This window comes from Marinobacterium sp. BA1, from assembly GCF_041155135.1.
Classification (GTDB): domain Bacteria; phylum Pseudomonadota; class Gammaproteobacteria; order Pseudomonadales; family Balneatricaceae; genus Marinobacterium; species Marinobacterium iners.
In genome coordinates, this window is record NZ_BAAFHC010000001.1 from 1356700 (window position 1) to 1368940 (window position 12241).

11 protein-coding genes are annotated in these 12241 nt (G+C 55.5%); 5 read left to right on the top strand and 6 right to left on the bottom strand.

The window, feature by feature from the left end; genetic code table 11:
* Positions 1 to 78: 78 nt before the first annotated feature.
* Positions 79 to 1857 carry an acyl-CoA dehydrogenase C-terminal domain-containing protein gene (locus ACAM29_RS06685; RefSeq protein ID WP_206841252.1) on the bottom strand — a complete coding sequence of 593 codons (1779 nt, stop codon included), beginning with the start codon at positions 1855 to 1857 and terminating at the stop codon, positions 79 to 81.
* 203 nt (positions 1858 to 2060) lie between these two features.
* On the opposite strand from ACAM29_RS06685, the gene ACAM29_RS06690 reads away from it, so the two are divergent.
* Entirely contained in the window at positions 2061 to 2492 is a 432-nt protein-coding gene (locus tag ACAM29_RS06690) for a MaoC family dehydratase (protein WP_091826986.1), read from the top strand.
* Between the two features lie 37 nt (positions 2493 to 2529).
* Here the strand turns inward: ACAM29_RS06690 and ACAM29_RS06695 are convergent, their stop codons facing one another.
* Both ACAM29_RS06695 and ACAM29_RS06700 read right to left on the bottom strand, forming a co-directional pair.
* The gene (locus ACAM29_RS06695) at positions 2530 to 2889 is read right to left on the bottom strand and encodes a hypothetical protein (RefSeq protein ID WP_369623620.1); all 360 of its coding nucleotides are present in this window, start codon (positions 2887 to 2889) and stop codon (positions 2530 to 2532) included.
* Between the two features lie 136 nt (positions 2890 to 3025).
* A complete protein-coding gene (locus tag ACAM29_RS06700) occupies positions 3026 to 4663 on the bottom strand; it encodes an acyl-CoA synthetase (RefSeq protein WP_354406337.1) in 1638 nt (545 codons plus the stop codon).
* A 155-nt stretch (positions 4664 to 4818) separates the two neighbouring features.
* Between ACAM29_RS06700 and ACAM29_RS06705 the strand changes: the two genes are divergently transcribed.
* Complete coding sequence (locus tag ACAM29_RS06705) at positions 4819 to 6336, top strand: PAS domain S-box protein (RefSeq protein ID WP_369623621.1); 1518 nt, start codon at positions 4819 to 4821, stop codon at positions 6334 to 6336.
* A complete protein-coding gene (locus tag ACAM29_RS06710; protein ID WP_206841245.1) occupies positions 6333 to 6941 on the top strand; it encodes a response regulator transcription factor in 609 nt (202 codons plus the stop codon). The genes ACAM29_RS06705 and ACAM29_RS06710 overlap by 4 nt, the downstream gene beginning before the upstream one ends.
* Positions 6942 to 6944: 3 nt before the next feature.
* Here the strand turns inward: ACAM29_RS06710 and ACAM29_RS06715 are convergent, their stop codons facing one another.
* From ACAM29_RS06715 to ACAM29_RS06725, 3 genes are read right to left on the bottom strand one after another with little or no spacing between them, the layout of a single operon-like run.
* On the bottom strand, positions 6945 to 7748 hold the full coding sequence (locus tag ACAM29_RS06715; protein ID WP_369623622.1) for an alpha/beta fold hydrolase: 804 nt from the start codon (positions 7746 to 7748) through the stop codon (positions 6945 to 6947).
* Entirely contained in the window at positions 7745 to 8164 is a 420-nt protein-coding gene (locus ACAM29_RS06720) for a PaaI family thioesterase (RefSeq protein WP_091826981.1), read from the bottom strand. Before ACAM29_RS06720 ends, ACAM29_RS06715 begins: the two co-directional genes overlap by 4 nt.
* 22 nt (positions 8165 to 8186) lie before the next feature.
* Positions 8187 to 9833: an AMP-binding protein gene (locus ACAM29_RS06725; RefSeq protein ID WP_369623623.1), complete on the bottom strand. Its 1647-nt coding sequence runs from the start codon at positions 9831 to 9833 to the stop codon at positions 8187 to 8189.
* Positions 9834 to 10098: 265 nt separating this feature from the next.
* Between ACAM29_RS06725 and ACAM29_RS06730 the strand changes: the two genes are divergently transcribed.
* Positions 10099 to 11655 carry a methyl-accepting chemotaxis protein gene (locus ACAM29_RS06730; protein ID WP_369623624.1) on the top strand — a complete coding sequence of 519 codons (1557 nt, stop codon included), beginning with the start codon at positions 10099 to 10101 and terminating at the stop codon, positions 11653 to 11655.
* 84 nt (positions 11656 to 11739) lie between these two features.
* Entirely contained in the window at positions 11740 to 12216 is a 477-nt protein-coding gene (locus tag ACAM29_RS06735; protein ID WP_091826977.1) for a DUF523 domain-containing protein, read from the top strand.
* Positions 12217 to 12241: the final 25 nt, after the last annotated feature.

Here is a 12241-nt window from a genome sequence, read left to right on the forward strand (position 1 = left end):
TATCGTTATATCCACAAGTGTCAGATTGTGCCCTGCAGCAAGAGGCAGATCCAGCCGGATCTGCCTGCAGGATGAAATTTATTCCCAGGCGCTGGCGAACAGCTCCTCAGACAGTGCCATGATGGAACGACTGCCGTCAGCCACCATGTCGGCATGCCCTTTCCAGCGTGGCAACACCTGTGCCATGTAGAAACGGACACTCTCCAGTTTTGCCTGCAGATAGGGGTCATCTTCACCTTCAGCCATCAGGCGAACCACAGCGTTCCCTTGACGCAGAAGCTGCCAACCACCGCAGACGTAGCCTGCCAGCATCATGAAGTTGTACGCCACGGCACCGGCCCACTGCTCGTCATCCACCGAACCCTTGAGCAGTTGTTCACGGGCACGATCAAGCCCCGCGATCGCTTCTTCAAGCTGTTTTGCCTGAGGTGTCAGAGACGGGTCGCATGCGGCCACGCTACTGCGCATCTCCTGTACCAGTGCTGACAGTGCCTCGCCCTTGTCCATCAAGGTTTTTCGACCCACCAAGTCCAGTGCCTGGATACCGTTGGTTCCCTCATAGATCGGCAGGATACGGGCATCGCGGAAGTGCTGTGCGGCGCCGGTTTCTTCCACATATCCCATCCCACCATGTACCTGTACACCCAGCGAGGTCACCTCCTGAGCCACTTCGGTACACCAGCCTTTGACGATGGGCGTGAGCAGAGCGGCACGAGCCTTTTCAAGCACCTTCTGCTCTTCGGTATCCGCCTTGAGCGCGAAATCAAGACTGCCGCAGGCATCGTAGGCAATGGCTCGACCCGCTTCGGTCAGGGTCTTCATGGTCAGGAGCATGCGTCGCACATCAGCATGCCGAATGATCGGGCCAGGTTCTTTCGTCCCGACGGCCGGTCCCTGTATGCGCTCAAATGCATACTGCAATGCCTGTTGGTAGGCGCGCTCCGAGATGGAAACACCCTGCAACCCCACGCTCAAACGCGCGTTGTTCATCATGGTAAACATGCAGGCCAGACCTCGGTTCGGCTCACCAACCAGATAGCCAACGGCATTATCAAAACCCATGACACAAGTCGGCGAGGCATGAATGCCCAACTTGTGCTCGAGAGACAGAGGGCCAGCCGTATTCAATTCCCCGAGGGAGCCATCTTCATTGACCAGATACTTGGGCACCAAAAACAGCGAAATACCGCGCACGCCAGCGGGAGCATCAGGCAATCGCGCCAGCACCAGGTGGATGATGTTTTCAGCCATCTGGTGGTCGCCCCAAGTGATGAAAATCTTCTCCCCGCTGACGCGATAGTGATCACCCTCGGGTTCCGCCTTGGCACGAACAACTGACAGGTCTGAGCCCGCATTGGACTCGGTCAGGTTCATGGTACCTGTCCATTCACCGCTAACCAGTTTGGGCAGGTACTTTTCCTTGAGTTCATCACTGCCGTTCAGGTCCAGACACTCAACCGCCCCCTGACTCAGCATCGGACACAGGCCCCACGCCATGTTGGCAGAGTGCCACATTTCCATCACCGGAATAGACAGAAGAAACGGCAAGCCCTGACCGCCGTATTCCGGGTCAAACTGGAGTGATCCCCAGCCCCCCTCGGCATATTGCTGATAGGCCTCCTTGAACGATTCCGGGCAGACGACACTTCCATCCTTCAGCTGCACACCCTGTTGGTCTCCTTCCCAGTTACTCGGAGCCACAACATCCCGTGCCACACGAGCAGCCTCATCCAGAATTGCATCGACCATATCGGCCGATGCATCTTCAAAGCCCGGTTTCTGCGCCAGCTCAGGCATACGCGCAACATGGTCAAGCGTCAGCTTCATATCTTTCAGTGGTGCGTTGTAATCAGCCATTGGATACCTTCTCGTTAATCGTTTGAAGCAGCCATACCGGTTTGTGCCTCACAGGCAGTGGCACCGGTCCCTATAAGGGAATACACTTATTCTAGCATGTAGCACGGGTTTGATAAGCAGGAAAACTTTCATATGGTCCTTTTATACTGTCAACCCGGGTTTACAATCAGCCTCACTCCAAAAGCCAACAAGAGAATCATGAGATGCAGGAATTGCACGGTTACTATCTGGAAGACCTCGAAGTGGGTATGAGCGCCTCCTATGCCAAGACCATCACCGATGCGGATGTGATTTTGTTTGCCGGTATTTCCGGTGATAACAACCCGATTCACATCAATGATGAATACGCTAAAACCACACCGTTCAAGCAGCGTATCGTACACGGCATGTTCAGTGCAGCACTGATCTCCACCGTAGCAGGCACACGACTGCCAGGGCCAGGAGCGATCTACGTGGATCAACAGTTGAAGTTTAAGGCGCCGGTCCATATCGGTGACACGGCACGTGCGAGCCTGACTGTAACCGAAATTGATGAACGTCGTCGTCGTGTCAAGTGCAGAACTGACGTGCATGTAGGCGAAACACTGGTTGCCACGGGCGAAGGCACCTTCATGGTCGATCGCAGGGAAAGCTGAAAACATGAGGGCGCTTGATCAGAGTCAGGCGCCCTTACTAAACAGTGAAACGGTAGGTTTGCTCGGTTTCATAGTCATACAGATTGATCAGACGGCCGTGCACTTGGCCATTAAATGCGGTTTCGGTTGCGAGGTCATAACCGAGTATCTTGCTTCCGACCAATTTCAAATGCACATGAGCCTTCGTTTCATAGTCATAAAAATTCATCGAATGGCTGCTCATGCCCTTGAAATGGTGCTCCGAGTGGCAATCAAACCCATCAACACGCCCGTGGCGCATCAGGGCACGAATGCGATAAACAGTCCCCTCATCCAAGTCAGTCACCTTGAGTACTTGGGTATTGAGAGTGGCGGCGGCAACGGTTGCCGCAACCTTAGCTCGGGTTCTTTCCTTCATCTGGCACTCCCAAAATCCCTTTTCTAATCGCCATATTGGACCTTACCGAGCACGGCGGGTTCAGGGAAGGGCCAACATTATCAGAAAAGCCGCCAAAAGGCGGCTTCAATCTGCTACAGCTTTTTGATCCTGCTCATTATTTTTGATTTGCTTGTGAACGCAAAACAAATTTCTGGATCTTGCCGGTTGAGGTTTTTGGCAGTTCGCAGAACACCACGCGTTTGGGTGCCTTGAAGTGCGCCATATTGTCACGGCAGAACTGAATGAGTTCTGCTTCAGAAAGCTCACCAGCATTTGCTTTAAGAGTGACGAAGGCACAGGGAATTTCACCCCATTTCTCGTCTTGCTGCGCCACGACAGCCGCCTCCATCACTGCAGGATGACGGTAGAGTACATCCTCGATCTCAATGCTGGAGATGTTTTCCCCGCCCGAAATGATAATGTCCTTGGAGCGGTCCTTGATCTCGACATAGCCGTCGGCATGCCAGACAGCCAGGTCCCCGGAGTGGAACCAGCCACCTTCGAACGCCTTATCAGTGGTTGTCGGATTTTTCAGATAGCCCTTCATCACCAGGTTGCCGCGCATGAAAATTTCGCCGATGGTTTCACCATCCTGCGGCACAGGCTCAAGGGTATCGGGGTTGGCGACCATTAACCCTTCAAGCATCGGTGCCTTCACGCCCTGACGGGATTTCAATCGGGCACGTTCGTTAACCGTTTTTTCATTCCACTCATCATGCCAGGCACATACCACACAGGGGCCATAGGTTTCGGTCAAACCGTACACATGAGTCACACTGAAACCCATGTTTTCCATACCTTCGATAACCGAGGCAGGCGGCGCTGCACCTGCCGTCATCACTTTCACCTGATGCTCAATACCGGATTTGAGCTCATCAGAGGCATTGTTCAGCATGTTCAATATGATGGGGGCGCCGCAGAAGTGGTCCACCTTTTCTGTCTTGAGAAGGTGGTAGATATCATCTGCCCGTACATGACGCAGGCAGACACTGACACCGGCAGCCGCGGCAATGGACCAGGGGAAACACCAGCCATTGCAGTGAAACATCGGCAGGGTCCAGAGATAGATGGGCTGGTCGCCCATGTTCCATGACACCACGTTGCTGATCGCATTGAGGTAGGCGCCACGGTGGTGATAGACCACGCCCTTGGGATCGCCGGTGGTGCCAGAGGTATAGTTCAGCGTGATGGCATCCCACTCATCGGCGGGCAATTGCCATTCATACTCGGCGTCACCTGTGCCAATGAAAGCCTCATAATCGCATTCGCCGATCAACTCGCCACCCTCGTAGGAAGGATCATCGATATCGATCAGGATCGGATTGATGCGTGCGATTTTGATGGCTTTGGCAATGACGTCCGAGAACTCACGGTCCACGATGATCACCTTGGCTTCACCGTGCTGCAAAATGAACGCGATCGCTTCAGCATCAAGACGAACATTCAGTGCGTTCAGCACTGCGCCACACATGGGCACTCCGAAGTGAGCTTCAAACACCTCCGGGAGATTGGGTGCCATGACGGCAACCGTATCACCCTTGCTGATGCCGCGCTGGCTCAGTGCGCTGGCGAGACGGCGACAGCGGCTGTAAGTCTCAGCCCAGTTGCGGCGCACTTTATGATGCACCACAGCGGTTCGGTTTGGATAAACTGCAGCAGTGCGAGCAATGAAGCTCAGCGGGCTGAGTGTGGCGTAGTTGGCCGGGTTTTGATCCAGTCCCAGCGCGTAAGGATTATGGTTATTCATTGTCATTATAGGTTCCTCTCCACCAGTGCTTTGGGGAGCCATCCTCGGTTGATTTGATTCCATCCAGTCATCTCATGATACGTATTTTCCCTTATTACACAATAGGACCTAAAATCATAAGATTGTGCCGGCCAAGATGCGCAAAATGATAAGGAAAATGCATGCAACCACTTGAGCAGGAACTGCAGCGTTGTCTGCAGGAAGCGGACCGTTATCGTCTGCTGGCCGAACAGTCCACCGACATGATTTCGCGCCATACACCCACGCCCGAGTGGACCTTCATCGATGTTAATCCTGCCATCGAACGCATGCTGGGCTATCGTGCGGACGAAATCATCGGCACCTCGGGTTATGACCTGTTTCACCCGGACGATGCCGACAACCTGAAGAAACGAGCCGATTCAGTTCGCTATCGCCGCGGCATGTATACCAATGTATACCGCTTTCAGCACCGGGACGGCCACTACATCTGGCTGGAAACCACCAGTCGCACCATTCGTGATGAGCTTGGACACCCTGTCGAGATTATCTGCGTATCCCGCGATGTCACCGAGCGTGAGTTGGCACAGCAAGCGACCCGACGACTGGCGCGAGTCGTGGAAGCATCCTCGGACATGATCCTGTTCTGCAACCACCGCACGCTGCAGCTTACCTACATGAATGAAACGGCCTACCGCACCTTCGGTGCCGAACGCGAAAATCTGGCGGTGTTCTACCTTAACCAGCTGTTCCCGCAGGATGTGCTGCACACACTGGTAGAGCCTGCGCTGCAACATGCTGCCCTGTACGGGACCTGGTACGGTAGCATCCCGCTTTACCCGGCCGGCAACCCCGGTCGCATCGCTGAAATTCGTGAAATCATTGCCCACCGCAACCGTGCCGAAAACATGCAGGTGGAGTACTATTCCATCATTGCCCGCGACATTACGCTCAAGCGCAAGGCGGAAGAAAAGGCAAAGCGCCAGCAGCTGGAAATGGCTCACATGTCACGCCTGCTGTCGGTCGGTGAAATGGCCACCGAGCTGGCTCACGAGATCAACCAGCCGCTGGCGACCATTATCAATTACTGCAACGGCACCTTCCGCAGGCTCGAAGAAGGCCAGATCACAGAGCTGACTCAGGTTACTCGCTCCATGGAACTGATATCGGCCCAAGCCAGGCGCGCTTCCGAAATCATCAAGCGCATGCGTCGATTTGTTCGTCGCACCGAGTTCCAGCGTGTCAGCTTCCCAGTCAATGAGACCTGCATCGAGGTAACTCGATTCCTCAATCAGGAAGCGCTCGACAACAGCATCCGCTTCGACTTCGACCTCGACCCCGACAACCCCATACTTGAAGCCGACCGCCTTCAGATCGAGCAGGTTTTGCTCAATCTGGTTCGCAACGCGATCGAAGCCTACAGCGACTCTGACATCAGCCCCAAGCCGGTTACCATTCGGACCCGAGTCGAAGGCAAACGTATTACGGTCAGCGTCATCGACCAGGGGCCAGGCATCGACCCGGCCCAGTTGGACAACCTGTTTGAGCCGTTTATCACCTCGAAGGAAAACGGGCTTGGCATGGGGCTGTCCATTTCACATACCATTATCGAAAGCCACTGTGGCCGGCTCTGGGTTGAGAGCGATGGTCAAAGTGGCACCCGGTTTCACTTTCAACTCCCGCTCAAGGGGCAGGCATGACCAACTCACAGGCTACCGTTTTTATCATCGATGACGATGCGGACTTCAGAGATTCCATGCAGTGGCTGCTGGAGTCCACCCCATACAACGTCGAGAGCTTCGCGTCGGCGCAACTCTTTCTTGACCAGTACGACGGCCGCTCCGGCTGCATGCTGCTGGATGTTCGCATGCCGGAAATCAACGGTCTGGCATTGCAGCAACTGATGCTGGAGCGTGACATTCGTCTGCCGGTCATCATCATTACCGGCCACGGTGATGTACCCATGGCCGTCAACGCCATGAAAAACGGCGCTCTCGACTTTCTTGAGAAACCATTCGATGACGAGGTGCTGCTACGCCTGGTCGACAAGGCGATGGCCGAAGCCGGCAAGCGTTTCAGCGAACAGAACGAACAGCGAGAGCTGCAGGAGCTGTATGAAACGCTGAGCCGGCGCGAGCGTGAGGTGATGGAGCTGGTGGTGACCGGTAACTCCAACCGTGAGATTGCCGAAACCCTCGGAATCAGCCCGAAAACGGTGGAAGTTCACCGCTCCCGTGTAATGAGCAAGATGAGGGCAGAAAGTCTGGCACAGCTGGTGCAGATGCACAGCCGACTGGCGCTCTAGGGCTCAGACCAATCCAGCTTCAGCCAGAAAGACGCGCGTGCGATCGATCACCGCCTGAGGGTGCTCCAGGTGGGGCACATGGCCGCAGTCAGCTATGAACGCAGCTTCGGCCTGCGGGCCAATGGCCGCACAGCTGTCAGTCACCTGCTCTGGGACACCATACTCATCCCGATCGCCCTGCATGATCAGTGACGGGCAGCGGATCTCGGCCAGCTGCGGTCGCAGATTCAAGGCCTGATAACAGGACGGGCGCTGCCAGGTTTCGCACCATGCGCGGAAAATAAGATCTGTCCGATCACCATGATAGCGCGCCAGGCGCTCCGGCAGATCGGTGCCATGGTAACGTTTCACCGCTTCTTTTATTCCGGCCAGCGTCAGGTGATCCACATAGATATGAGCCGCCAGCGTAACTACTGCCTTTACCTGTTCGGGACAGCTGGCAGCACCAATCATGGCAATGGAGCCGCCATCACTGTGACCAAACAGAATCACCTGATCAAGCCCAAGCCGGTCCAATAGTTGCGGCAGCCATATTTGTCCTTCCTGCAGCAGATAATCATCCGGGCGCGGCAACGTAATGGGTGTTGAGCGGCCATACCCCCGACGCTCAAACACCAGCAGATCCAGCCCCGTCGCTTCAGCCAACTGCTGTGGAAACCGTTTCCACATGTCGATACAACCCAGCGCCTCATGCAGCAGCACAAGTACAGGCCTTCCTTTACCGGATGGCTGGCGTCCCCAACGCAGCTGCAGCTTCACACCTTCACTCAGCTCGACCTGCTCATCGTGCCATTGAATTGAACTCATGCCCCCTCCGGAATCGAGTAGGTAATGGTCGCGTGGGCCACCGGGTCATCTTCACCGGCGGAGCGGATATAAACTTCACCCACCCCCAGCCGCTTGCCCACCTTCAGCATTTCGGCACGGGCCAACAGATCCACATTGGCTTTGGGCTTGCGCAGAAAATTGATATTGAGATTGATGGTCACAGCCAGGGCGACCGGGCCAATTCGGCTGAGCAGTGCCGCATACAACGCCACATCCGCCAATCCCATCATGGTCGGGCCTGAAACCGTACCACCGGGTCGCAAATGATCATCACCCACTGCCAGTCTCATTTCGGCCCAACCATCGCCCAGAGAATCCAACCGACCATACTGCTCCCCCTGCGGAAAATGGTCACGCAGGAACAGCTGCATCTCATCAAAATCCATGACCTGCATCGGGTCACTCCTTATCATATTCTTATTGATCAGCCTCTTCCCGCGCCTGGTTACGCAGAATAAAGCGCTGTATTTTGCCACTGGGCGTTTTCGGCAGCTCCTGCACAAACTCTATTTCACGCGGGAAGGCATGGGTCGACAGCCGATTTCGTACCAGCTCCTTGAGCTCATCGGCCAGTGTCTCATCGGGGTCGTACTGCGGCTTAATCACCACATAGGCCTTGATCACGGACCCGCGAGAACTGTCTGGCTTGCCTACCACGCCGGACTCCGCCACCGCTGGGTGTTCCAGCAAGGTACTCTCCACATCCGCCGGCCCCACACGGTAGCCAGCCGTAGTGATGATGTCATCGTCACGCCCGGTAAAGGAGTAACTGCCATCGCCGTGGCTGATCACCACATCACCGGTCAGATAGTAACGACCATGGAAAGGATCCTTCTCGCCCCAGGTGTAGCCCTGGAAGAAAAACAGCGGGGAGTGCTCAACATCAACGGCCAGCTGACCGGTTTCATCCTGCCCCACCTCTTCATACTCACCGTTGAGTGCAACCACGCGATGGCCTGCCAATGAATAGCCCATGGACCCTACGCGTACCGGGTGCTCCAAGGCATGATGGTTACAACAGGTCATCCCGGTTTCAGTCTGGCCATAATGATCCATTACCGGGCAACCCAGACGGCGCCCCACCCAACTAATCACTTCGGGGTTAAGTGGCTCGCCTGCACTGCTGGCTACCCTGAGTCCCAGCTGCTCATCTTTGGCCAGGACATGATCGTTCGCCATTAACATACGATAGGCCGTTGGAGCGGCCGCGAGATTGGTGATGCCGTACTCACGGATCATGCGATAGGTGGTCTCGGGGGTGAAACCATTCTCATTGAAGTGCGTGGTCGCGCCCAACAGTAGTGGGCCGATTACCGCGTAATAGAGCCCATAGGCCCAACCCGGGTCAGCAACATTCCAGTACTGATCCTCAGGTTTCAGATCAATCGCCCAGGTCATATAGACATGAAATGAAAGCAGCGCACGCGCCGGCACAGCAACCCCCTTGGACTTGCCAACCGTACCGGAGGTAAACATCTGCAGCATCGGATCGTCGGCGCCCACCAGCACAGGCTCAAACTGCTCCGACTGGGCCGCCAGGCTGCCATGATAGTCAATATCCTGATGACTGTCTGGCCCGGTAGCTGTTACGCGCACAATGGGCGGGCAGTTTTTAACGTCATCAAGCTTGAAACGGTTCTGGTCATCGGTTACGACCAGACGGGTTGAGGCCTTGTCCAGACGGTATTCGATGGCACCGGGGCCAAAGGCTGTAAACAACGGCTGATATACCGCTCCTGCCTTGAGCGTGCCCAGAATCACCACCAGCAGCTCCGGCGTACGCGGTAACAGCGCGGCCACTCGGTCTCCCTTGCCAACACCCTGTTGCGACAACAGGTTGGCAAAACGGGCCGATTCAGCCTTCAGCCTGGCAAAGCTCCAGCTTTCGGGGGAGCGCTCTACACCCTGGTAGTTCAGCGCAATTCGGTCGGGATCAGACGCCCATTTGTCGCAGATTTCGACACAGACATTGATCCCCTGGGTCAGGTCGCCCTGAAGAATCCGGGCGGCCAGCTGTTGGGCATCAAACTGGTCATAGAATGGCTTGTAAGCCTGGTTACTCATGGGTATTCCCCTCTTTTTATCTTTATTATCGGAGCCGGGAAGCAGCAGTTTCCCTTAAGGGATATCCCGAATATATAACTGCTTGTCGTTGACGTAAACCTTCCTGACCAAATTGATCAAATCATCACTATGCAACTGCATGAAGTGACCAAATGCTGCACTGAATGGCTATTTTTCGTTGCAATCAAGGGTCAAAATCGAACTTCAGGATGGCCTGTAATTTGCAGGGTCCGTATCCCAATCGACCAGCCAACAGCGGATCAATATGGAACAGAATAATAAGACCCAGCACCAGGACAGCAACCTGATTCTCGTCACCGGCCCCGAGGGTGAAATTCGTGAAGCCAGCCACGCCTTTATCGAATACAGTGGCCATGAGCGCCCGTCATTAACAGGGCAGATGCTCCAATCCCTGCGCCACAATGAAATGCCCGAAGGACCGATCAAGGACCTTTGGAGTACCGTTGGCAAAGGCAAGCCCTGGATGGGAATGCTGCAACTGGCCCGCCGTGATGGCTCCCCTCTCTGGCTCGACGCCTATGTCATCCCGGTCATAGAGCAGGGGCGCATTATCGAGTGCCAATGCATTTTCCGTATTCCACCCAGAATCGCGACCGAACGGGCTGCCACCATCTATCGCCTGCGCCGCCAGGGCAAAATGCCGCTTGCACTGCGCTGGCCCCTGCCGGATCTGCGCGCACGGCTTTGGATGGCACAAAGTCTCTGCCTGTTGCCCATGTTACTGCTTGGGCTTTGGCAGTATATGTCCGAGCCTCTCTACTGGGCTGCAGTCGCCACTACCCTGCTGCTGCTCTTTATCAGCACAACCTGGCTATGCAAGCCGCTGCGCTCCCTGGTGCAACAGAGTCGCACACTGGTCAACCACCCCATCAAGCAGATGATCTATACCGGCACCCATGACGATATTGGTCAGCTGGGTCTGAGCCTGCAGATGCTGCAGTCTCAGCTGGATTCGGTTTTGATGCGGATGCAAAACGCTTCGGGAGAAGTCCTCAGTGGGGCGCATCAAAGCATCGATGTGATGAGCCGCACCTGCAATGAAATCGAGGAGCAGCAATCTTCACTTATTCAACTGGCAACCGCCATGAATCAGATCAGCTCCACGATTCAGGAGATGACCACCAGCACCGCCAACACCGCCGATCAGACCCAGGCTGCACAGTCCAGCGCCCGCCAGGGGCAACAGGTCGTAGATGCAGCGGTCTCCGGCATCCGCAGCCTGGCTGACTCGATTGCGGACACAACCCATTCTGTAGCGGACCTGCAGCAGCAGAGCCAAGGGATCGGCTCCATCATCAATGTGATTCGTGATATTGCCGAACAGACCAACCTTCTGGCCCTGAATGCCGCGATTGAAGCCGCACGCGCTGGTGAGAACGGCCGTGGTTTTGCCGTTGTAGCCGATGAAGTTCGCCAGCTGGCACAGCGTACCCAGCAGGCAACCGGGGAAATTCAAAAAATGATAGGCGCTTTGCAACAACAAACAGGCGCCATTGTCTCCGCCATGGATGCAAAGCGCACCCTATCGGAACAGAGTGTTGAACAGATCGAGGGGACCGGTGCTGTATTGGCAAAAATTCTTGGGGCGATAGAGCTGATCAGTGACATGGCCACTCGCATTGCCGGTGCCAGCGAAGAGCAAAGCAGTGTCGTGCGTGAGGTTAGCCAACAGATCGAGCTTATCAGTGAAGGCGCTCAGCGTACGGTGGCTGACGCCGCGCTAACACTGAAACTGAACAACGATGCGGTCAGACTTGCGGAGCGACAGCGCTACCTGGTGGACTGCATCATGCAGTCCTGACTTTGGTGGTATTGGCCCTGACTGCAACAGAGCGGTAAAATACGCGCGCTAAAATAACAATAAACACGATTGTGCAGAGTATTTATGAGTAAAGTTTTGATCAGCGCCTGCCTGCTCGGGGCCAAGGTGCGCTATGACGGCCGCGACAATCTGCTTGACCACCCGATCCTCAAGCGCTGGCAACAGCAGGGAAAACTGGTAACCGTCTGCCCAGAAACCCTTGGTGGCCTGCCAACTCCCCGACCCCCGGCTGAGACCCAGACCCGCTTTCCCATCCTGATCACAACCAGCACCGGGGACGATGTAACTCCCGAGTTTCTCAGCGGGGCCGAGAAAACGCTTGAACTTGCACACAAACATGACTGTTGCTGCGCCTTGATGAAAGCCCGCAGCCCTTCCTGCGGCAACCAGGAAATTTACGATGGCAGCTTCACGGGCACGCTCACAAACGCCCCCGGTGTGGCGGCCGATGAGCTGATTCGCAACGGCTTGCCGGTGTTTAACGAACACCAGCTTGACGCTCTTATCCAGTTTGTCGAACAACACTGTCAGGCCGCCTGACACCAGAACACTTGTTAGCCTGCGT